Here is a 22,078-nt window from a genome sequence, read left to right as displayed (position 1 = left end):
GATCCGCTACGGTTGGCGGCGCTCCAGGCGGGATACGGAGCCGTTGAGGTTCACGACATACAGCTCCCCCGAGCCGTCGACGCCGAAGGAGGACACGGCCCCCAGGCTTCCCACATTCCAGCGTCGCTCGTCCGCCGCCCGCCCGCCGTCGAGACGGAAGCTCCGCAGGAAGCCGGTGCAGAAGTCCGAGTAGAAGTAGTGCCCCACAATCTCGGGGAGCTGTGAGCCGCGGTACACATAACCTCCCGTCACGGAGCAGACGCTGCCGTCGTGGACGTACTCGACAACAGGCAGCGTGAGACCCGACATGTCGCACCCGGAACTCTGGTAACAGGCGGACCCTTCCATCGTACTCCAGCCGTAGTTCACGCCCGCCTCGCCCGCGGGCACCGCGTTGATCTCCTCGCGTTCGTTCTGGCCCACGTCCGCCACGTAGAGCGCATCGCCCGCGAAGTCGAAGGTCGAGCGCCACGGATTCCGCACGCCGATGGCCCAGATCTCGCCCCGCGCGCCCTCCTCTCCGGCGAAGGGGTTGTCATCCGGGATCGCGTACGGGTCGCCTCGGTCCACGTCGATGCGGAGGATCGAACCGTGCAGCGTCTCCGGGTTCTGCCCGTTGCCGAACGGGTCGCCCGCCCCGCCTTCGTCGCCGAGGAAAATGTACAGCATCCCGTCGGGCCCGAACTGCAGCATCCCGCCGTTGTGGTTCCGGCGACGCTGGGTGAGCGCAAGGATCGGCTTCGCCGAGCTCGAATCCAGACGGTCGGGGTCCCCGGAGACGGTGTAGCGCTCGACCACCGTGTGGTCCTCCGTGTCGGTGTAGTAGACGAAGACCTGGCCGTTGTCCGCGTACCGCGGGTGGAACGCCATCGTGAGAAGGCCGCCTTCGGGCGCCGTGCCCACGCGGCCCGAGAGGTCGAGGAAGGGATTCCCGAGGAGTTGCCCGTCCGCGTTCCCGATGCGGATGCGGCCCACCTGCTCCACGACGAAGAGCCTCGAGTCGCCCGGCGGGGCGGCGAGGAAGACCGGCTGCGAGAGTCCGGTCAGGACTTCGTTCACCGCCAGTTCGAAGGCGGCGGGTTCCGGCGGCGCGGGCGGCGGTGGCGGAGCCGGGGAGGGGCCCGTGCCATCCGAGCATCCCCAACTCGCCACCCCCGCCAGCAGCGCAAGCGCTTGCGCCGTCAGCGGCCGGGTGGCCGCGGCGGCCGGGCGGCCCGAGCGCCTCAGGGCACCAGTTCCGGCCGGCGGTACCTGAGGAAGAACACGCCCTCCTTGCCGCTCGACACGACGATCGTCCCGCTCGCGAAGAACGGGTAGTTCGACCACGAGCCGTCGAAGGTGACGGACTCGTCCCACGGCACCGTGTCGAAGAAGCCGACCTCGCGCGGGTTCTCGCGGTCGCTGATGTCGAGCACGCGCAGCCCGCTCACGTAGTTCGACTGGTACATGAGGTCGCCGACGATGTAGAGGTTGTGGTCGATCGTGAACGTCTCCCCGAAGTGCTCCTTGACGAGGATCGGATCGTCCAGATCCGACACGTCCCAGATGAGCGTGCGGCTGGCGCCCATGTCCGGCTCGGTCCCTGCCTCCTGCGCGCGGCCCACGGAAGCCATCTCGTCGAGTTCGTCGTTCTGGTAGAAGTAGCGGTGGTCTTCCGTGAGCCAGCCCTGATGCGTGTAGGCGACCGCCGGGTAGTCGGCCGTGGAGAGCGTGACGGGGTTGTCCCGGTCCGTGACGTCGGCGATCACGACTGCGGTCTCGTTCGCCTTCAGGCAGATCTCCTTTCCGGCGTGCTCGGCATCCGGGCCGTGGTAGTTCACGCACTGCGCGTCGTGCGTGTACCCGGTCTGGCCGCGTCCGGTACCCTCCTGCGCGTGGCAGCCGAGGAAGCTCGGCGCTTTCGGATCGCTGATGTCGATCATGTGCAGCCCGCCGCCGCACGTCTCGCCGCCCCCGCTCGAGCCCACGGCGTAGGCGGTCGCGGTCTCCTCGTTGATGACCACGTTGTGGGCGCTCGCGATCCCCTCGTACACCGTGTCGGGGTCGAATTCGACCGGTGCGTCCCCGACGTCCCGGAGCCGCGTGAGGTCGAACACCTGCATCCCGTGCTCGCCCGCGTTGTCCGCCACCACGAAGGCATGGTTCGCGTAGACCTTGATGTCCCGCCACGACTGCGTGACCGAGCCGGGCGTCTTCGGAAGGCTGCCCAGATAGGCGGGCGCCGAGGGGTCGGAGATGTCGATGAACGCCGTGCCATCCGTGCGCCCGACGATCGCGTACTCGCGCCCCGTCTGCGGATCCGCCCAGCCCCAGACGTCGTTCGTCTCGATGCCGCGGTCGGAGCCGCCGATCGCGTCCAGCGGCAGGAACGAGAGTACGTCCACCTGGTCGCAGGTGAACTGGTCCGCCATCCCGTCCTCGGCGCAGTCGACCTCGGAGAGCGCCGTCAGCGCGCGCCGTTCCTCGGGGATGAAGATCTTTGCCGACTCGGTCCACGCTCCGTCCCGACGCTCGAACACCAGGGCCGAGCCGAGATCCGCATCGTCCCACGGCTGCCCGACGACCGCGAGGTCGCCGCTGGCGGAAATCGAGAGGCCAAACCCGTCTCCCGCGTCCGTTCCGGAGCCCGGAACGATCCGGGTCGCCGCACCGAAGCCGCCGGCCGAGGTGTCCCACGAGAAGGCGTAGATGGCGCCGAACAGGCCCGCGCCGGGAGCCGCAATCCACAGTTCGTCGTCCCGGGCCGTGATGGTGGCTCCGAAGTTGTCGCCGGGCTCACGGTGGAAGGCCGACAGCGATCCCTGCCGCACCCAGTCGCCGGATGGGCGACGAACGTAGTTCAGCACGGTTCCCGTGCCGTCATACGCGCCCGGCAAGCCGAGCAATGCGTGGGAACCGCCGATGCCGACCGCAACCGAAGCGGCACGATTGCCCACGATGGCCGCGCCCGGCTGGATCTCGTCCCCCTCGAAGCCGAGCCGGGCCTCCTGCGTCCAGTCGCCATCCGCGTCGCGGCCGAATACGTACGCGGCGCCGGGAAGCTGGGGTCCGCCGAAAGCGCCCACGATCACGCGCTCGCCATCGGTGTGGACGCCCCAGCCGAAGAACTCCTGCTGCGGATCCGGGTCGGCGGCGGTCAGGATGCCGTCCTCGATCCAGGCGCCATCGTCTCCGCGCGTGAAGACCCACGCGCCTCCGGTCCCCTGGTAGCCCAGCGATGTGACGACGAGCACGTCGCCCGCAAGCGAGGCGAAGCGGCCGAAGGACGATCCGAGCGGCACGCTCTCGGGACGGAGATACCGCTCGAACTCCCAGCCATCCCCGGCGCGCCGATAGATGAGGACGCTCCCGTCGCTCTCGCCGTCGCCGTCCTGGTCGAGGGCCGTGGCGCCGACGAGCAATCGGTCGCCGTCGGCGATGATGAAGCGGCCGAAAAAGTCCGCACCCTCGTGCTCCGGCGCGCCCAGCGTCGCGGTGCGCGTCCAGCCGTCGCCGCTCCGCTCATACACGTAGAGGCTGCGGGGAGCGGATGTCGCCGGATTCTGCGGATCCGCGTCGGGGTCGATCGCTTCGCCGACGATGATTCGGCCCTCGTGAAGCACGACGGCGCCGCCGAATTCCTGCGCTTCCGCGCCGCCGACCGTGAGGAAGCCGCAGGCGACCGCGGCGAAGAAAGTCCGTGTTCCGTTCATCGATTTCATCAATCTCATCAGTGTCTCTCGAAGTAATAGAGGCCGCCGCCGGCGGTGCCGACGACGAGATCCGGATCCCCGTCCCCGTCGAGGTCTCCGAACTCGGGCGTGGAGAAGAGCGGAAGTTCATCCGGGGCGGGGAAGAAGCCGTCCGCCTCGACAAAATCGGGCGACCCGGATCCCCCGTCATTTCTGAAATAGCGGATCCCGTCGGATTCGGTGCCCACGATGAGGTCCAGATCTCCATCCCCATCATGGTCGCGGAGCTTGGGGAAGCTCCGGCGGCCAACGTCGATGTCCCCGTACTCGTCGCTCACGAATTCGAAGTTGGGGTTCGATGCCGACCCGGTGTTCTCGTAGTAGTTCAGCGCCCCCGAGGACTCCCCGATCACGAGGTCGAGGTCGCCGTCTCCATCGAGGTCGCCGAGTGTCGGCGTCGCGTTGCTGCCGCGCGTGATCTCGACGTAGGCGGAATCGACGAGCGTGAAGCGCGGCGTCGTGGCAGATCCGTCGTTTCGCACGTAGCGGATCTCGTCGCGCCAGGTGCCGAGCAGCATGTCGAGGTCGCCGTCCGCGTCCAGGTCGCCGAAGGCGGGCGCGTTGTGGTAGGCGCCCGGCAACTCGAATTCGCCCTTCCGGCGGAAGACCGGCCCCGTCGCGCTCCCCTCGTTCTCGAACAGGAAGACGCGTGAGTTCGTCAGGTCCCCGGGATCGATCTTGTTGCCGAGCAGCATGTCGAGATCGCCGTCGCCGTCGAGATCCACGAGCGAAGCCACGCTTTCGCTGCCCACGTCGATCTGCGAGATGAAGCGGCGCGTCCGAAGCTCGAAGCCGCCATCGGACTCCTGCGAGAAGAGCATGAGGTTGTCGGCGGTCGTCGTGTTCGCGTTGTACGCGCCGCCGAGTACGCCCATGAGCAGGTCGAGGTCGCCGTCGCCGTCGTAGTCGCCGAAGGTCGGGGCGTTGTAGCCGCTCGTCCGGATCGGGTCGTCGAGCGGGAAGGGACGCGGTTCCACCCGGAGGTTCGGGGCCTCGCACGAGCCCGCGTTCTCGATCAGGAGCAGCCCGGCCTCGAAGAAGTCACCCCAGAACATGTCCGTATCGCCGTCCGCATCGTAGTCGGCGAGCGCCATCGTGTTCGCGCCGTGCAGCGTGGGGAAGGGCCCCCCCGTCCTCGGGCCATCGAAGGGCGGCACGCCCCCGGCCGCCGCCGGATCGGCGACGATCTCGATGTCCTCGAAGCGGTCGGTGATGTGCCGGAAGGGCGAGGCGTTCGCGCCGATCGCGCCCGTCGCCTCGTAGCGGGTGACCGTTCCCACGAGGCGGCCGATGAACAGGTCGAGTCGCCCGTCGCAGTCGATGTCCGCCGCGTTCGGGATGTTCTGGCGGTCCGAGAAGATCGCCTCCCCGCGCGTGTCGCGAAGGGTGTCCGCGAGGAGTTCGAACACGGCTCCGCCCGCCGTGCCCGTGTTTCGATAGAGCTTCATGTAGCTGAAGGGGGACTCCGCGAGGAGGTCCCGATCGCCGTCCGCGTCGACGTCCACGAAGCGGAACCATTCTCCGACCTCGAGATCCGAGTACGCATCCGGCCGCCAGGTGTGGCGCTGTCCGTCCGGCGTGTCCTCGCGCTCGAAGAACAGCAGGCGGTCCGTCGTCTCCTGCACGAAGAGGTCGAGGTCGCCATCGGCGTCGATGTCCACCCACTGCGGCCGGGGCACGTTGAAGCCGCCGAGGAAGGGGATTTCGTACGGGTCTCCGGACTCGTGGAACACGGGAAACGGCGTGACGGACCGCACGAAGCCCGTCTCGCTGGCCGTGGCCCCGCGATCGGGCGCCGTGGTCCCGGGCGGAAGGGCCCCCGAGGCGCATCCCGCGGCGAGAACTGCGGCGGCCAGCGCTCCCGGCGCAGCCCGTCGGCTCGGCGGTACGGCCATGCAGCTCACGTCGCCGGGGTCCTCAGCTCGGGCTGGAGGCGAGACCGATGCCCGACGCGTAGGGCGGTGTCTCGATGACGTCGATGATCTCGCGGGTCGCGGTGTCGATGACGACGACCGTACCGCCGGGCGCCTCGTATCCCATCCGGTCCGACGACTCGTAGGAGCCGGTCTCGTTCCGGTTCGCCACGTACAGTCGGGAGCCGTCCGGGGAAAGCACGCTGCCGTGAGGTTCAGCGAGACCCTCGCCCCGGATCACGGCCGCCACGGACCAGTCGGAGGTGTCGACGAGCGTGACCTCGTTCGCGCCCAGGTTGCCGAACCAGATCCAGCGTCCATCCGCCGACCAGCTGGGGTGCCAGGGTCGCGCGCCGACGTCGATCTGGCGCTCCAGCGCCGGCGCCGTCGGCTCGGAGACGTCGAACACGAGGAGCCTCGCCGTCATCTCGGCCGTCGCGACGAGCGTCTTTCCGTCCGGAGAGATCGCGTATTGCACGAGGACGTGGGGCATCGCCCCGGAGCCGGGAAGCCGCAGCAATTCGGCCTCGCCGCTTTCCGCCTCGACCGTGACGACCGAGTTCTCCCCCAGGCTGCCCGCGTAGACCCACCCGCCGTCGGGGCTCGCCAGGAGCGCGTGCGGACGCGGGATGAAGACATCGTATTCCTCGACCTCCATCGACAGCCGGTCGATGCGGCCGATGCGCTGCGGCGGGTTCACGGCCGCCATCGACCGCCCCACGAAGAGCCACGGCTCCGAGGGGTGGAGCGCGAGGAGCCCCGGCCGCTCGAACTCGACGGCGGCGACGAGTTCGTTGTCACGGTCGAACTTGAGCACCCGGTTGGCCGCGATGAGCGACACGTACCAGAACGACCCGTCCGGCTCGACCGCCACATGGTGCGGCTTCGCGTTCGCCCCGTATCCCATGGCCTCCAGGTCGATGACCTCGACGACCTCGTGCGTCTCGAGATCGATGACCGTCACGGCCGCCGCCTCCTGGTTCGCCACGTAGAGGAACCGACCTTCGGCGGAGGCGGCGGGCACGCCCCCTGCCGCCACGGCCCGAACCGCCACGAGTCCGGCCATCCCCAGGGCGAGGAGGCCGGACCGCGCCGCCCTTGCGATGTTCTCCATTACGGCACGAGTTCCGGCTTCTGGTACTTCACCATGAACAGGCCTTCGCTCCCGCTCGTCACGATGATCGTCCCGCTCGCGAAGTACGGATAGTTGCTCCACGAGCCGCCCATCGACGGGCCCTCCGCATAGGGCACGGTGTCGATGAAGCCGACCTCCGTCGGATTCTCCGGGTCGCTCACGTTCAGGATCCGCAGTCCGCTGTTGTAGTTCGACTGATAGAGCAGGTCGCCGAGCACGTACATGTTGTGGTCGCTCGCCGTGGACTCGCCGAAGTGCTCCTTGACGAGGACGGGATCGTCGAGGTCCGTGATGTCGAAGATCATCGTGCGCGTGCCCGAGAACTGCGTCCTCAGTTCGTCGAGTTCGTCGCCGAGATAGAAGTAGCGGTGATCCTCCGTCACCCAGCCCTGGTGGGCGTAGGCGACGTTGGCGTACGTCGCCGTCGACAGCGGGACCGGGTTCTCCTTGTCGGTGACATCCGCGATCGAGACATCGGTCTCGTTCGACCCGAAGCAGATCTCCTTGCCGGCGTGCTCGCGGTCGGGGCCGTCGTAGATCAGGCAGAGCGCGTCGTGCGAGTATCCGGTGCCGCGGCGTCCCGTCCCCTCGTGACCGAAGCAACCGGCGAAGCTCGGCTCCGTGGGCTCGTTGATGTCGATCATGTGGAGGCCGCCGCCGCATGTCTCGCCCCCGCCGCTCGATCCCACGCTGTAGGCGAAGCCCGTTTCCTCGTTGATCACGATGTTGTGCGCGGAGGCGATCCCATCGTAGTGGGCGTCCGCCTCGAAGGTGACCGGCTCGCTCCCCACATCGCGGAGACGCGAGAGATCGAACACCTGCATGCCGTGGTCGCCCGCCCCGTCGGAAACGATGAAGGCATGATCCCTGAAGACCTTGATGTCGCGCCACACGCTGCCGCGGGCGCCCTCCGTCATCGGAAGACGGCCGACGTAGCGCGGGTTCTGCGAGTCCGTGATGTCGACGAACGAAGCCTGATCGGTGAGCCCCACGAGGGCGTACTCGCGCCCGGTCTGCGGATCGGTCCAGCCCCACACGTCGTTGACGCGGACGCCACGGTTCGCCCCGAGCGATTGCACCGGCATGAAGGAGAGGATGTTCACTTCGCTGCAGTCGAAGTCGGCCGAGACCCCTTCCTCGCAGCCCACCTCGTGACCGTTGATCGCCGCGTAGTTCGTCGCATCGCTCCATACCTCGGCGGCTTCGACCCACCCGTCGCCCTGTCGCTCGAAGATGTAGGCGGTCCCCATCCCGTAGTCCTTGCGGCTCGCGGCGACGACCGCGATGTCGCCCTGCGCGGCGACGCTGCCGCCGAAGCCGTCGCCCGCGGCCCGGTTCGAGGCGGAAACCGCGCCCGCGAGTTCGATCCCGCCGCCGGGATCGGTCGAGTAGCGAAGCACGCGCCCCTCGCGGCCCGCGCCGGAGCCCGACCCGCCGATCCAGATCTCTCCGTCCGCGGCCGCAACGGCGGTGGCGAAAGCTCCGCCGAAGAATCGGCCGCCCCCGGCAACGACGGGCGGATAGAAGCGGCCTTCGGGCCTCCACGCGTCGTCGCCGGCCGTGAACGCATAGGCGACGCCCACGCCCCCGGCGCGGGGGGCTCCGACCACGAGGCGGAAGCCGTCCCCGGTGTCCTCGCCGTACAGGACGCTCCCGAAGCCCGCGTTCTCACTCGCGTCCGCCGCGGTGAGCGGTTCCAGCGCCGGCGTCCAGGCGCCGTCGTCGTCGCGCGTAAACAGGAAGACCGCGCCGGCGCGGTTCGCGTCGCCCACCGGGGCCGTGGGGGCGGCGATCACCGCCACCCGGCCGTCAGTGAGCATCGCGGCGCCGAAGCCGTCTCCGGCGGCCGCCTCGGGGGATTCGATGGACCCGGCTTCATTCCAGGCGGAGCCGTCCCACTCGAAGAAATAGACCCGGCCCGCGGCGCCCGGCCCCTGGCGGCTGGGCCGGCCCTGTGCCGCCACCATCGCGAGGTCGCCCGCGATCGCGCCGCCCGAGCCGAACACGTACCCCTCCGGCAGGTCGGTCGCCCGCAACGTCGCGGCTTCCTCCCATGCGCCGTCGCTCCGCTCGAACACGTAGGCCGCGCCGGGCGAGCCCACGAGCATGCGGTCGCCATCTACCGCGAGCGAACTCCCGAACCGGCCGCCCTCTTCGGCCGCGTAGGGCGCGAGTTCCGCGGAGACGGCCCATCCATCCGGACCCTTCTCGTATACGTAGACGGTCCCCGTGGAAGTCGGGCCGCCGCTTTCGGCGATGAGGACCTGGCCGGAAGAGACGGCGACCGCGCTGCCGCGTCCGAAACCCTGTCCCGTGACTGGCGTGGCCAGGCAGGCGAAGGCGGCCGCAAGGGCCGCGAATCGAGCAAATCGGTGCATGAAACGACTCCCATCCTGAAGACTGCGAACAATCCTGCTACAAAGCTCTTGCAAACCAATTAAAACACCCCGGAATCCGGATGCGTTGCCCGCTGCGTTGCCCGCTGCGTGGCCCGCTGCGCGGCCCGCTCCGTGGTCCGCTGCAGGGCCCGCGAGATATAGCGGGAAACGGTCTCTTCCAGCCAGCCGGTTCGCGGGGTGGGCCACCCGTTGCCACGCCCCCGGCCCACGAACCCGAGATGACCTCCCCGCTCCGTCAGTTCGAGAGAGAGACTCCGGCGCCGCCGGATCGCTTCGACCGGCACCGAACTCCCCGGCGCCAGCGGGTCGTCCCGCGCGTGTACGAGGAGCATGGGCAGGTCCACCGAACCCACGAAGCGCTTCGCGCTGCAGCGGGCATAGTAGTCCGCGGCGTCACGAAAGCCGTGGATCGGCGCCGTGAGCCGGTCGTCGAACTCGCGAATCGTGCGGGCCGTCGCCGCCTCGGGCGCCACCACGTCCGGGAACCTCGCCGCCTTCTCGCGGGCTTTCTCCCGCAGACTGCGGAGGAAACGCCTGCCGTACACGCGCCCCATCCCGCGCTGCAGGGCGTCGGCGCTGGACGCGAGGTCGTAGGGGACCGAAACGGCGGCGGCGGCGACGAGACCCCGGCCCCCACCCTCCCGCCCGAGCAGGTTGAGGAGCGCGTTCCCGCCCAGCGAGAACCCGACCGCGGTCCGCGGCAGATCCGGAAAACGCGCCGCCATCCAGGCCAGCGCACGCTCGATGTCGTCGGTCCGGCCCGAGTGGTAGGCGCCCGGCAGCCGGTTCGGCTCCCCACTGCACGACCGGAAGTTGAGTGCGACCGCCCGGATGCCGGCGACCGCCAGCGCTTCGCTCGTCGTCACCATGTAGCCGGAGCGCGCGCTCCCCTCGAGCCCGTGGAGAAGGAGGCACAGGCTCGTGGGGTTTTCCGGTCCTCGCCACAGGTCGAGATCGATGAAGTCGCCGTCGTCCGTGTCGAGCCGCGCCCGGTCGTACCGTGGCTCGAAGCGCCGGCGCGCGATCCGTCCGACCACGGTCTGCGCGTGAGGATTCCGGAGTCCCCGCGCAGGCTCGAACGCCGCCAGGTTCTTCAAGGATCCATTACCTTCGTTCCGTGTCTCGATCATTCCTGCACCAGTACACCGTTGCGGAGGCGGGTTCCCGGCGCTGGCTCTACGTGCTGCATGGCATCTACGGCACCGGCCGCAACTGGGCTTCGTTCGCCCGCCGGCTCGTCGCGGGACGTCCCGAATGGGGCGCCGTGCTCGTGGACCTGCGGCTGCACGGGCACTCCCCGAGCTTCGAGCCACCGCATACGCTCGCGGCGTGTGTACACGACGTGCTCGAACTCTCGGAGTCGCTCGGACGGCCTGTTGACGCGGTCCTGGGGCACTCCTTCGGCGGCAAGGCGGCGCTGATGGTGGCGGCGGCCGCGGCGCCGAGCCAGACGTGGGTGATCGATGCGACGCCCTCCCGCCGTTCGCCCGGCGGCGGGGCGGCCCGGCTGCCGGACGTGTTTCGCCGGCGCCCGGGACCCTTCGCGACAAGACGCCGCGCCGTATCCGCGGTGGAGGCCGAGGGCTTCGCCTCGCACGTTGCCAACTGGTTGGCGGCCAACCTCGTCTTCGTCGACGCCGGCTATCGGTGGCGCCTCGACCCCGACGCGATCGAAGAGTTGCTTGCCGACTACTTCAGGCGCGATCTCTGGGACGTCATCGAGACACCCGTCCCCCCGTCGGAAATCCATGTCGTACGGGCCGCGCAGTCGGACATTCTCTCGGCAGACGACATCGGACGATTCCGGGCGGCCGCTGTGAACGGCCGTGTGCATCTCCATGAACTCGAGGGAGGGCACTGGCTGCACGTGGACAACCCCGATGGACTCCGGAACCTCGTCGCCGAGCGCCTCTAAACGGGCCGCGCCCGGGCCGCGGCCCGTCGGGATTACCACACTTCGTGCCACGTGCCGGGGATGGCGGCCGCCGGCGCGGTGAGTCGTTCCGCGGCCGCGGCGACCGCGCAGGCGTTGAAGCGCAGGTCGAGTCGGTGTCCGCCGAAGTCCGCCGCCAATCCCGCTCCACCCGCGAGCCCGCTCGCCACGCTCCCGCGGAGCGAGACATCTCCGTTCAGGAGCAGGGCGCCGCCCACGAGGATGAGCCCACTCCAGGAGAACCCATCGTTGAGCGTCAGGTCGCCCTCCACGACGAGGGCGCCGCGCCCGCTGGAACCCGCGCCGAGCGTTTCCGATCCCGCTATCCGGGTGTAGGAGGAATCCGCTCCGGGAGCCGGCCACGGATCGGGCGGCACGACCGCGTCGGGACGCGGGCCCCAGGAAGCGATCAGTTCCGCCCAGCGGATCCCCGTCTCCGCCGCCACGGAGACATCCGCCGGCAACATGCGCTCCGGCGGGGATCCCGAGATCGTGAGCAGCGAGTCGGGCGCCGGCGGCGGGCCGCCCCAGTACGCGACACCCGCAACGGGCGATGGCTGCGGGGCACAGGCGGCTCCCAGCGGGTCCAGGCCGCTGATCGTCCCCTCGAGTCCGGTTCCGCTTGTCCCCCCCACGAGGACGAGGGCGCCGGGGACCCGCGGGGGACCGGCCATCCACAGGAGTTGGCCGACAGAGCGCTCGAAGGTTGCGTCGCCCACGACAATCCGTCCGAGCGATTCGACCCGGTAGACCGTCTCCATGGGCCCGAGATCCAGCAGCGGCTCAAAGGAGATCGTCGCCGTCCCTCCCCCCACGGATACGGGCGGGACGGAGGGATCGGGGGCCTCGGCGAGCGCGAGCGCCGTCGCGAGCCCGCTCTCGGCCACGTAGAACGCCTCCGTGGAGCGCGCGAAGGCGCGGGCGGACTGTCCGTCGATCCAGGTCATGAGAAAACCGCCGGCCGCCATGAGCGAAACGAGCAGCAGCATGAGCATGGCCGAGGGCAGCGCGAAGCCGCGAGGCTCCGCTTCCGGAGGCGCGGGGGCCCGAAGCCGCGGGATCCTGCCGAGAGAACGCATGTTCTGAAGGTGAGGCGCCGTATCAACGCCCCCTCAACGCGGCAACCGAAATCCGGCCAGCCTTTACAGCTAGCCGTCGGCCTCCGCGAGCCAGCGGTCGATCGCATCGCCGAGGGCGGGGAGGCTGAGGGCCCCGTTCTCCAGGACCCGGTCGTGGAACTCCGCGATGGAGAACGCCTCCCCGAGTCTGGCCTCCGCCTTCGATCGCAGACCCGAGATCTCGAGTTGCCCGAGCTTGTAGGTGAGCGCCTGGGCGGGCGATGTGATGTAGCGGTCCACCTCGTTCTCGATGTTCACCTCGGCGAGCAGCGTGTTCTCGCGCAAGAAGTCGATCGCCTCCTCGCGCGTCCAGCCGAAAGCGTGAATCCCCGTGTCGACGACGAGCCGGCTCGCGCGCCAGGCGTCGTACGAAGCGAGCCCGATGCGGCTCAGGTCGTCCACGTAGAGGCCCATTTCATCGGCGAGACGCTCCGCGTACAGCGCCCATCCCTCGACAAAGGCGACCGAGCCGAGGTGCTTTCGGAACTCGGGGAGGCCTTCGACCTCCTGGGCGATCGCCGTCTGGAGGTGGTGTCCCGGAATCGCCTCGTGGAAGCTCAGAACATCGGCCTGGTACCGAGGCCGGATTTCGGGCCGGTAGGTGTTCACATAATACGTCCCGGGGCGCGATCCATCCGGCGCCGGCTCCCGGTAGTAGGCGAGCACGCTCTGCGGCGCTTCGTACAGCGGGATCGGACGAATCACCATCTCCGTCCGCGGCGGCGTGCCGAACCAGTCGGGCATTACGAGGGCCGCCCGCGCGTACGCCTCCTCGGCCAGTTGCACGATCTCGCCCGGCCAGCGGAAGTACATCTCCGGATCCGATCTCAGCCGCTGCTGAATCTCTCTCAGATCGGAGGCGCCGAGGACTTCCTGTCCCAGCGTCCGCAGTTCGGCGTGGATTCTCTCCAGTTCCGCCAGGCCCTGCGCGTGGATCTCGGCGGGCGTGAGCTCGAGCGTCGTGAGGTTGCGGATCATCGCCTCGTAGCAGGCGCTGCCTCCCGGCAGGCTGGAGAGCCCGATCCCGGTTCCGTCTCGCGAATGCGGGTAGAGTTCATCGCGCAGGAAATCCCGGAGCCTCGCGTAGGCGGGACGGATCCGCTCCGTGGCGGCCTCCCGGATCCCGGCCCGGAAGTCGTGCCGCGTGCCCTCGGGCCACGCATCGAGCCTCGTCCCCGCCGGGGCGTAGATCGGCCACTCCTCTACGGGCCGCTCGAGGAGGGCGTCGAGCTGGACGATCGTCCGGTTCACGGAGGCGCGCGCCGCCACGCGACCCGTCTCGAGTCCCGTCCGCAGGTTCGAGATGTGGTCGTCGATGAAGTCGGCGAACGCGTTCCAGCGCCGGATCATGCGCTCGCCCTGCACCGGAGTCTCGAGAGGCTGGGCTCCCACCACGTTGAGGAAGTCGAGCTGGAATCCCTCCCGGTGGTCCACGACCCACACCTCGAGGTCGCAGGTCTGCTCTGCCACTTCGGCAGAAAGCTGGTGCTCGAGCGCGAGATACGTCAGCCGGTCCTCGGGCGGAAGGGAGACGAAATCGATGGCCGCGAGCGCGTCCGAGAGGGCACGGACTTCGCGGCGGCGGTTGTTGCGCCCGGAAGGCGAGATGTCGCGCACGCGGTCGTCGAGGCGGTGTTCGCCGAGGTAGGTCGCCTGGAGCGGATTCCAGGAGAGGTAGCCGTCCCAGAAGCGGTCGCCGAGCGCCGAGATGTCGCTGGGCGGAAGCGGATCCGTCGTTTCGGCCGACCCCCGCTCGCATGCCGCGATCCCGCCCGCCAGAAGGATGAGCACCGCGGCGAAGCCCGGCGGTCCGGCCAAACGGGTTGACGTCATGCTGGCGGCTCTCGATCGTTGGGTTCGCTTCGCGCCCGGCATCGCCGCACGAAGATGCGGTGGGGCAGGGGCGCCCGCAAAGGAGGCCGTTGTGTCCGACCCTGTGTCCGATCCTGTGTCCGATTCGTTCTATACCGCGCGCGCCCGGCTGGAGAAGGTCGAGGGCGTCCACCGCCGGGGCCGGCTCGAGGACGGGACCGAACTGGAGTTCGGTGTCCACGGGCCCATCAAGTCCCACTACCGGATCGACGCGAAGAATCTCCCGCTCCCCGTCGACTACCAGGTGGCCGCGACCGGCGCCTGAATGCTGGGCACGCTCAACGGCGCACTGGAAGTGCGCGGCATCCGCCTGGACCCCGAAGACATCAGCGCCGAAGCGGAAGGCGTGACCCGCCTCCGGGACCGCATGCCCCTGCTGGAGGAGATCATCGTCCACTACCGGCTTCGCGTGCCTGCCGAGGCGCGGGAGACGGTGGACCGGGCGCTCGCCAGCCACGGCGCGAAGTGCCCCACCGCCCGCTCGCTGGAGGGCGCGATCAAGGTCGACTGGACCGCCGATATCGAGGAGACGTCCACTCGCTCGTGACGCGGGGCGCTCTCCGCAGCGGAGGGTAGGAGGTCCCCCGCGCCGGGGACGGCGGCCATGCCAAGACTGAATCGCGAACTCGGGCTGTTCGACGTGTACGCCATCGCGACCGGTGCGACGCTGAGTTCGGGTTTCTTCCTTCTTCCCGGCCTCGCGGCGGCCCAGGCCGGCAGCGCGATCCCCTTCGCGTACCTGCTGGCGGGCCTGCTGCTTCTGCCCGGGATCCTCAGCATGGCGGAGTTGGCCACCGCCATGCCGCGCGCCGGCGGTATCTACTACTTCCTGGATCGCAGCATGGGCCAGCGGGTCGGGACGATCGGCGGGTTCGGCACCTGGGCGACGTTGACGCTCAAGTCCGCCTTCGCACTGGTGGGTCTGGGCGCCTACTTGCAGGTGTATTTTCCCGAGGCGCCCGTCGGCCAGATCTCCTTCGCCTTCGCCCTGGGCTTCGCCGGGATCAACCTGTTGGGCGCGAAGAAGACCAGCGCCCTGCAACTCGTCCTCACCGTGGTCCTCCTGGCCATGCTGGGCTGGTTGATCGGCGCCGGCGTCACCGCCATGGATCCCGCCGCCTTCGACGGCGCCTTCGACCTGGGCCCCTCGCCGTTTTTCTCCACTGTGGGACTGGTCATCGTGTCGTACATGGGGCTGACCCATGTGGCCTCGGTCTCGGAAGAGGTGAAGAACCCGGACCGCAACCTGGCGCTGGGCATGCTCCTGGCTTTCGCGACGGTGCTCCTCGTGTATGTCCTCGGCACCTGGGCGATGGTGGGGGCGGTAGGGGTCGGGGCGCTCTCCGCGGGGGGCGGCAATCTGGCGCCCGCGGCATCGATGGCACGGGTCGTCGCGGGTCCAGCCGGAGAAGCCGTCATGACCGTGGCCGCCGTCCTGGCCTTTTTCTCGGTAGGGAACGCCGGACTCCTGTCGGCCAGCCGCTATCCGCTGGCCATGAGCCGCGACCAGGTGCTTCCGGCCGCGCTGCGCCGGATCAGCCGACGGGGCGTACCCTGGGTCGCCGTCCTTGCCACGACGGGACTGATCCTGCTCTGGCTGTGGCTCTTCGACCCGTCGGGCATCGCAAAGCTCGCGAGCGCCTTCCAGCTCATCATGTTCGCGCTGGCGTGCCTGGCCGTCATCGTCATGCGGGAAAGCGGCCTTGCGCCGTACGATCCGGGCTTCCGCGCGCCCCTGTATCCCTGGGTCCAGATCGTCGGCATCGTCACCCCGCTTCCGCTCATCATCGAAATGGGCTGGATGGCCACGCTGGTCAGCATCGCATTCGTCGCCTTCGGCACCCTCTGGTACAGCGTCTACGCTCGCGACCACATCCGCCGCGAGGGTGCGATCTATCACGTCTTCGAGCGGCTGGGCCAGCAGCGCAACCGGGGGCTCGAGCGGGAGTTGCGACAGATCCTGAAGGAGAAGGGCGTGCGCGACGCCGACCCCTTCGAGGCACTCATCGCGTCTTCCGATGTGCTGGATTTCGAGGGTTCGGTTCGCTTCTCGGCGCTGGTGGACCGCGCGTCGCAGGCGCTTTCGCAACAGGTGGGAGTCAGCGCCACCCGGCTCGCGCAGGGACTTCTGGAAGGCACGGCCCGCGGCCTCACGCCGATGTCCCGCGGCGTGGTGCTGCCGCACCTGTATCTGGATTCCATCTCCGGGCCGCGCATGGTGCTCGCGCGCGTCCGCGGCGGGATCGAGATCGACACCGGGGAGCCCGACGTGCCCCCGGCCGAAGACGAGCTCATCCAGGCCGCCTTTTTCCTCGCCAGCCCCGCGGCCAACGACGGCCGCCACCTGCGCACGCTGGCTCAGATCGCCGGGCGCGTGGATGACGAGAGCTTCCTGACCGAGTGGCTGGAGGCGGAAGACGACCTCGAGCTGCGCGAGGTCATGCTGCGCGACGAACGCATGCTCGTCATGGAGGTCCTGTCCGAGGGGGCGAGCAGCGCCCTGGCGGGGATGACGATTGAGGAGATGGCGCTGCCCGAGAGTACGCTCGCCGCGATGATCCGGCGGCGCGGCCAGCTCGTCGTGCCGCACGAGGACACCCTCATCGAGACGGGCGACCGCCTGACGATCCTGGGCTCTCCGCGCGATATCATCGACCTGCGGCATCGCTACGATGTGCACGCAACCACGGCGCCCCGCTGGTGGCGGCGCGGCACACAGGGTCGCGCGTCGTGAACGCACCGGCGCCGTGGGCGCCTCGGTCGAGCAGCGGAAGGCGTGACCCGCCTCCGGGACCGCATGCCCCCGCTGGAGGAGATCATCGTCCACTACCGGCTTCGCGTGCCTGCCGAGGCGCGGGAGACGGTGGACCGGGCGCTCGCCAGCCACGGCGCGAAGTGCCCCACCGCCCGCTCGCTGGAGGGCGCGATCAAGGTCGACTGGACCGCCGAGATCGAGGAGGTCCCCGCTCGCCCGTGACGCTTGCCTCCGCGAGGCAATCGGACTAGTCTGGCGTCTAGTCAGAATATCCGGAGGCTTGGATGAGCAACACCTGGCAGGTTCAGGAGGCGAAGGCACGCTTCAGCGCGCTCCTTGAGACGGCGTTGACGCAGGGACCGCAAGTTGTCACGAAACGGGGCGTCGAGACCGCCGTTCTGGTTCCCATTGACCACTGGCGCCGATTGGAGAAGATGGCCAAACCCAGCCTGAAGGAACTGCTGCTCGCGCCCGAGGCCCGGACGGACACGCTGGTCCCGCCGCGCCGCGCGATCCGCCAGCGGGCCACGCCCCGCTTCGATTAGAAGCATGTTCCTGCTCGATACGAACATCGTCTCGGAGTTGCGGCGTCCCCGGCCGCACGGCGGAGTTCTGGCGTGGTTTCGGGAGGTTCCCGACGCGGACCTGAGTTTGTCCGCGGCCACGATCGGCGAGATTCAAGCCGGAATCGAAATCACCCGCGAGCAGGATCCCGCCAAGGCCGCGGAACTCGAGGCGTGGCTCGACAAGGTGCTCGATACGTACGACGTGTTGCCGATGGACGCGCCCACGTTCCGGGAATGGGCGAGGCTCATGCACCGGCAATCGGATACGCTTCTCCAGGACGCCATGATCGGCGCTGCGGCCATCGCGAACCGGCTGACCGTGGTGACCCGGAACGTTAGGGACTTCGAGCGACTGGGCGTAAAGACCCTCAACCCGTTCGCGCACTCGCAAGAATGAACTTTCAGCCGCTCGACGTCGCGGCGTTCGCGGGGTTTCTGCTGCTCGTGGTGGGCGTGTCGCTGTACGCCTCGCGCGGGAGCAGGAATGCGGCCGCGTATTTCCTCGCGGGACGCAATCTGCCGTGGTGGCTGATCGGCTTCTCGCTCATCGCGTCGAACATTTCGACGGAGCACTTCGTCGGGATGGCGGGGCGGGGATACGACCTCGGCCTCGCGATCGCGAGCTACGAGTGGATGGCGGCGGTCACCCTCGTCCTCGTCGGGCTCTTCTTCCTCCCCCGTTTCCTCGCGGCCGGGATCTACACCATCCCGGAGTACCTCGAATACCGCTACGACGTTCGCACGCGCACCCTGATGGCGGGCTTCATCCTGGCGGCGTACGTGCTGGTGGCCCTCGCGACGGTCCTCTACTCCGGAGCCCTCGCCCTGGAGTCGATCTTCGGACTCGACACCGGCACCGGAATCTGGCTCATCGGCATCCTCGCGGGCGGGTACACGATCTACGGCGGACTCAAGGCGGTCGTGTGGTCCGACCTCATCCAGGGCGTGGCGCTCCTGCTCGGTGCCGTGCTCGTCACGGTGCTCGGGTTCCGGGCGATCGGGGGCATCGGCCCCTTCCTCGAGGCCGCCGACGGAAAACTCCACACCGTCCTCCCCTTCAACCACCCGGAGATGCCGTGGGTGGCCGTCTTCATCGGCGGACTGTGGATCCCGAACATCTTCTACTGGGGACTCAACCAGTTCATCACGCAGCGGACGCTGGCGGCGCGCAGCCTCGCGGACGGGCAGCGCGGGCTCTTCCTGGCGGGCTTCATCAAGCTGTTCATCCCATTCATCATCATTTTTCCCGGCATCATGGCGGCCGAACTGTTCGCGGATCAGGTGACGAACCCGGACCAGGCCTATCCCGTGATGATGCGGGAACTCCTCCCGGCGGGGCTGACGGGCATCATGTTCGCGGCGCTGTTCGGGGCCGTGATGAGTTCGCTCGACTCGATGCTCAACTCGGCGGCGACGATCTTCAGCGTGGACCTCTACAAGCGGCACCTGCGGCCCGAGGCGTCGTCGCGCCGGCTGATGGTCGTGGGACGCGTGACGACGGGCGTGCTCGTCGTGGTCGCGTGTCTGTGGGCGCCGGTCGTGGCGCGGGCGCCGAGCGTGTTCGAGTACATCCAGATGTTCTGGGGGTTCATCTCGCCGGGGATCGTGGCCGCGTTCCTGTTCGGGATCTTCGCGCCGCGCACGCCGCCGGCCGCCGCCTTCGGCGGGATGGTGCTCGGTGTCCCGGTCTACGGCCTCCTGCTGTGGTTGCTGCCGGGGGTCGCGTTCCTGCACCACATGGCGATCACGTTCCTGGCGATCAGCGCCTTCATGGCGGTCGTGTCGAAGGCCCGCCCGCTCTCGGCCCCGCGGCGTCTGCCGCGCGCCGCGGACGGCGTGGACCTGACGCCCGCTCCCCGCGCCGGGTTCTGGGCCGGCGGCGTGATCGCGGGTGCGGCCATCCTCTACATCATCTTCTGGTGAATCCTCTTCTCGCGAGCCGCGGGAGCGTCGTCGCCGCCACGTGATGTCGGAATTGACGGCTCACGGCACACCGTGTAATACTGAAAGTCGTAATACGGTAGTACATCGTCGTGTAGTATATGCGAGAGGGAATGGGTCGGAATGAAACCCGTGTCGTTGAAGATGCCGCAACACCTCGCGCGGGAGATCTCCGAGGTCGCGCGCCGGCGTGGCGTCAGCAGGTCCGCGCTGATTCGCGAGGCCCTCGAGGCCTTCCTGCGTGCGGAGAAAAGCGTGCCACCCGTTTCCGCGCTGTCCCGCGCCATCGATCTCGCCGGCGCCTTTTCCGGGCCTGAAGACCTGTCGGCGAACCCGGACTACCTGCGTGGCTTCGGTCAGTGAACCCCGGGGTCATCCTCGATACGGGTCCGCTGATCGCGTTTCTGAACTCCCGGGACGGGCGCCACAACTGGGCGCGGGAACAATGGGCGCGTGTCGAGCCCCCGTTCCTCACCTGCGAGGCCGTCATCGCCGAGGCGTCGTTTCTCGCGCGCCGTCTCGCCTCCGGGGCGCCGGAAGCCGTGGTCTCGCTGGTCGAGCGGGGCGTCCTCGACGTGTCGTTCCGGCTGGCGGATGAGGCCGCCGCGGTCGAGCGGATGATGAAGAAGTATGACGACGTACCGATGTCGCTGGCGGACGCGTGCCTCGTCCGGATGTCCGAACAGCACGCCGGCAGCGTGGTCCTCACCCTGGACGGCGATTTCAGGATCTATCGCAGGAGCCGGCGCCGACCCATACCGACCCGGATGCCCGGCGGGTGACGCGGCGCGCCCGGGGTCGCGGCCCGGGGTGTCGCGGCTGCGGTCAGCCGGCGGCGCCGTTGTGGGCCAGGAAGCGCTCGGCGTCCAGGGCGGCCATGCAGCCGGTGCCGGCTGCGGAGACGGCCTGACGGTAGTAGTCGTCCATCACGTCGCCCGCCGCGAACACGCCGGGCACGTTCGTGTCCGTGCGCCACGGCGTGGGCATGTCCACGTAGCCGTTCTCCTTGAGGTCGACCTGGCCCCGCAGGAACTCCGTGTTGGGGATGTGGCCGATGGCCACGAACATCCCGCCCACCTCGATCTCCGAGGCCTCTCCCGTCACGGTGTCGCGGAGGCGGAGGCCGGTAATCACGTCTTCACCCAGCACCTCCTCCACCGTCGTGTTCCACAGGAAGCGCATCCTGTCGCTGGCGAAGGCCCGCTCCTGCATGATCTGCGACGCCCGCAGTTCGTCGCGCCGGTGGATGAGCAGGACCTCGCTCGCGAATTTCGTCAGGTACAGCGCTTCCTCCATCGCGCTGTCGCCGCCTCCCACGACGGCCAGGACCTGGTTTCGGAAGGCGGGCAGAGCCCCGTCGCACACCGCGCACGCGGACACGCCGCCGCCGCTCTGGGCGAGCCTTTCCTCTCCCGGCACGCCGAGCCAGCGCGCGTTGGCGCCCGTGGCCAGGATCACCGTCTCCGCGCGCACCTCCCGATCCCCCGAGGAACGGAGCAGGAAGGGTCGGCTGGAGAAGTCGACCTCGACGATGTCTTCCGTGAACACGCGCGTGTCGAAACGCAGCGCCTGCTTCTTGAAGTCCAACATCATGTCGATGCCGCTAACCCCCTCGGGGAAACCGGGATAGTTCTCCACGTCCGTTGTGAACATGAGCTGTCCGCCGGGGATCATGGTGCGGCTCCCCGCGCCCTCGAACACGAGCGGATTCAGATTCGCCCGGGCCGCGTAGATCGCCGCCGTCCACGCGGCGGGGCCCGAGCCGATGATGACGACAGTCTCTGTGCTCATCGCTCCGTATCGGTTGTTTCGCGGGTTTCGATGGCGGATGACGCCTTGTCGGCCCGCGCGGCCTCGGCCTCTCGTCGCCGAACCGCCTCGGCGCGGGCCAGCGCATCGTCGCGCGCCTGCATTAGCGCCATCGTCACATTCCTGATCGATGGCTCTCCCTCCGGGAACCTGTCCGGAGGGTGTGTTGCATCCTTCGTCACGGAGTCTCTCCCTGTAGCATGATCTCGGCGGCTCAGCCCTTCATGGGCGTCTGCACGCGTCGCGGTCGGAACCTCCCGGATGCGTATTGCGGCGGGCGGGAACGGCAGAATGTCAGCGCTGTCCGACGCTGCGACGAGGGTCGCGAACCGGCCCGAAGTGTCGTAGACCTGCCATTCGTTTGCAACGGGGCGGTATAGCTCGAGGAAGTTACGCCAGCTTCGCTCGAACCGACGACGGGCAACCGGCTCGGGGATGTCGTGGCCGCCCTCGCTCACGCGCTGGGCGACGCGCCTGACGACGTGATCGGCCGACGGGAGCCGGAGGTAGACCATGCCGATGCGATACGCCTGCTCGCGCCATTCGATGAGGCGGCGCGCGTATGCCCGGCCGCTGAGCGTCGTCTCGAAAGCAAAATCTCTCCGTTCCGCCGCGTACGACTCCATCCGTTCGAGCGCGATCCTTCCGGCCAGCTGCGCGGCCGCGTCGGGCGCGTCCGGGTTCAACTCCGCCGCGATGATGTCACCGTTCACGAAAGGTATCTCCGGCCCCGCGAACCGCAGGTAGCGTCGCGCAAACGTTGTCTTGCCCGCCCCGTTCGGACCTGCGATGACCAGTACTCTCATCTGCCTCCCTCCGCCGCCATGTCCACTCCGTCGAGGATTCGAACATACCGCGTCGCGACCTCGATCTGGGTCAGAAGAGCAGAAGATTCAGCCTTCGATG

Annotated in this window: 20 protein-coding genes; 10 read left to right on the top strand and 10 right to left on the bottom strand. The window is 68.8% G+C overall.

Translation table 11 applies throughout. The annotated features are described in order from the left end of the window. Window positions 1–6: 6 nt before the first annotated feature. From ACOGXI_RS05750 to ACOGXI_RS05725, 6 genes are all read right to left on the bottom strand, one after another. Window positions 7–1,059, bottom strand: coding sequence for a PQQ-dependent sugar dehydrogenase (locus ACOGXI_RS05750; protein WP_419937930.1), 1,053 nt, complete (start codon window positions 1,057–1,059; stop codon window positions 7–9). 164 nt (window positions 1,060–1,223) lie between these two features. Then, a complete protein-coding gene (locus ACOGXI_RS05745; RefSeq protein ID WP_419937929.1) occupies window positions 1,224–3,710 on the bottom strand; it encodes a choice-of-anchor B family protein in 2,487 nt (828 codons plus the stop codon). Next, window positions 3,710–5,626 (bottom strand): FG-GAP repeat domain-containing protein, encoded by a 1,917-nt coding sequence (locus ACOGXI_RS05740; RefSeq protein WP_419937928.1) that lies wholly within the window; start codon window positions 5,624–5,626, stop codon window positions 3,710–3,712. Before ACOGXI_RS05740 ends, ACOGXI_RS05745 begins: the two co-directional genes overlap by 1 nt. Window positions 5,627–5,648: 22 nt before the next feature. Next, window positions 5,649–6,758 carry a YncE family protein gene (locus tag ACOGXI_RS05735; protein WP_419937927.1) on the bottom strand — a complete coding sequence of 370 codons (1,110 nt, stop codon included), beginning with the start codon at window positions 6,756–6,758 and terminating at the stop codon, window positions 5,649–5,651. Then, window positions 6,758–9,157: a choice-of-anchor B family protein gene (locus tag ACOGXI_RS05730; RefSeq protein WP_419937926.1), complete on the bottom strand. Its 2,400-nt coding sequence runs from the start codon at window positions 9,155–9,157 to the stop codon at window positions 6,758–6,760. The genes ACOGXI_RS05735 and ACOGXI_RS05730 overlap by 1 nt, the downstream gene beginning before the upstream one ends. A gap of 59 nt (window positions 9,158–9,216) precedes the next feature. Next, complete coding sequence (locus tag ACOGXI_RS05725) at window positions 9,217–10,275, bottom strand: YheT family hydrolase (protein WP_419937925.1); 1,059 nt, start codon at window positions 10,273–10,275, stop codon at window positions 9,217–9,219. Window positions 10,276–10,295: 20 nt separating this feature from the next. On the opposite strand from ACOGXI_RS05725, the gene ACOGXI_RS05720 reads away from it, so the two are divergent. After that, a complete protein-coding gene (locus ACOGXI_RS05720) occupies window positions 10,296–11,093 on the top strand; it encodes an alpha/beta fold hydrolase (RefSeq protein ID WP_419937924.1) in 798 nt (265 codons plus the stop codon). Between the two features lie 32 nt (window positions 11,094–11,125). Here the strand turns inward: ACOGXI_RS05720 and ACOGXI_RS05715 are convergent, their stop codons facing one another. Beyond that, on the bottom strand, window positions 11,126–12,190 hold the full coding sequence (locus ACOGXI_RS05715; RefSeq protein ID WP_419937923.1) for a hypothetical protein: 1,065 nt from the start codon (window positions 12,188–12,190) through the stop codon (window positions 11,126–11,128). 69 nt (window positions 12,191–12,259) lie between these two features. Continuing rightward, window positions 12,260–14,062 (bottom strand): DUF885 domain-containing protein, encoded by a 1,803-nt coding sequence (locus tag ACOGXI_RS05710; protein ID WP_419937922.1) that lies wholly within the window; start codon window positions 14,060–14,062, stop codon window positions 12,260–12,262. A gap of 91 nt (window positions 14,063–14,153) precedes the next feature. Between ACOGXI_RS05710 and ACOGXI_RS05705 the strand changes: the two genes are divergently transcribed. The 9 genes from ACOGXI_RS05705 to ACOGXI_RS05665 all read left to right on the top strand — a co-directional run bounded on the left by ACOGXI_RS05705 (window position 14,154) and on the right by ACOGXI_RS05665 (window position 20,145). Then, the gene (locus tag ACOGXI_RS05705; RefSeq protein WP_419937921.1) at window positions 14,154–14,366 is read left to right on the top strand and encodes a hypothetical protein; all 213 of its coding nucleotides are present in this window, start codon (window positions 14,154–14,156) and stop codon (window positions 14,364–14,366) included. Further along, window positions 14,367–14,648, top strand: coding sequence for an OsmC family protein (locus ACOGXI_RS05700; RefSeq protein WP_419937920.1), 282 nt, complete (start codon window positions 14,367–14,369; stop codon window positions 14,646–14,648). Between the two features lie 57 nt (window positions 14,649–14,705). Continuing rightward, the gene (locus tag ACOGXI_RS05695; protein WP_419937919.1) at window positions 14,706–16,835 is read left to right on the top strand and encodes an amino acid permease; all 2,130 of its coding nucleotides are present in this window, start codon (window positions 14,706–14,708) and stop codon (window positions 16,833–16,835) included. Between the two features lie 42 nt (window positions 16,836–16,877). Beyond that, entirely contained in the window at window positions 16,878–17,078 is a 201-nt protein-coding gene (locus ACOGXI_RS05690; RefSeq protein ID WP_419937918.1) for a hypothetical protein, read from the top strand. A gap of 62 nt (window positions 17,079–17,140) precedes the next feature. Beyond that, window positions 17,141–17,401 carry a type II toxin-antitoxin system Phd/YefM family antitoxin gene (locus ACOGXI_RS05685; RefSeq protein WP_419937917.1) on the top strand — a complete coding sequence of 87 codons (261 nt, stop codon included), beginning with the start codon at window positions 17,141–17,143 and terminating at the stop codon, window positions 17,399–17,401. 4 nt (window positions 17,402–17,405) lie between these two features. Beyond that, entirely contained in the window at window positions 17,406–17,819 is a 414-nt protein-coding gene (locus ACOGXI_RS05680) for a type II toxin-antitoxin system VapC family toxin (RefSeq protein WP_419937916.1), read from the top strand. Then, window positions 17,816–19,345 carry a solute:sodium symporter family transporter gene (locus ACOGXI_RS05675; protein ID WP_419937915.1) on the top strand — a complete coding sequence of 510 codons (1,530 nt, stop codon included), beginning with the start codon at window positions 17,816–17,818 and terminating at the stop codon, window positions 19,343–19,345. The genes ACOGXI_RS05680 and ACOGXI_RS05675 overlap by 4 nt, the downstream gene beginning before the upstream one ends. A 141-nt stretch (window positions 19,346–19,486) precedes the next feature. Further along, window positions 19,487–19,726, top strand: coding sequence for a CopG family transcriptional regulator (locus ACOGXI_RS05670; RefSeq protein ID WP_419937914.1), 240 nt, complete (start codon window positions 19,487–19,489; stop codon window positions 19,724–19,726). Further along, the gene (locus ACOGXI_RS05665) at window positions 19,723–20,145 is read left to right on the top strand and encodes a type II toxin-antitoxin system VapC family toxin (protein ID WP_419937913.1); all 423 of its coding nucleotides are present in this window, start codon (window positions 19,723–19,725) and stop codon (window positions 20,143–20,145) included. The genes ACOGXI_RS05670 and ACOGXI_RS05665 overlap by 4 nt, the downstream gene beginning before the upstream one ends. Window positions 20,146–20,188: 43 nt before the next feature. Here ACOGXI_RS05665 and trxB read toward each other — a convergent pair whose 3' ends face one another. Then, window positions 20,189–21,154 carry a thioredoxin-disulfide reductase gene (trxB, locus tag ACOGXI_RS05660; protein ID WP_419937912.1) on the bottom strand — a complete coding sequence of 322 codons (966 nt, stop codon included), beginning with the start codon at window positions 21,152–21,154 and terminating at the stop codon, window positions 20,189–20,191. Further along, entirely contained in the window at window positions 21,151–21,978 is an 828-nt protein-coding gene (locus tag ACOGXI_RS05655; RefSeq protein WP_419937911.1) for an AAA family ATPase, read from the bottom strand. Before ACOGXI_RS05655 ends, trxB begins: the two co-directional genes overlap by 4 nt. Window positions 21,979–22,078 lie beyond the last annotated feature (100 nt).

This window comes from Candidatus Palauibacter sp., from assembly GCF_965208055.1.
Taxonomy (GTDB): Bacteria; Gemmatimonadota; Gemmatimonadetes; order Palauibacterales; family Palauibacteraceae; genus Palauibacter.
Note: the sequence above shows the minus strand (reverse complement) of the source record. Positions and strands in the feature narration are given on the sequence as shown.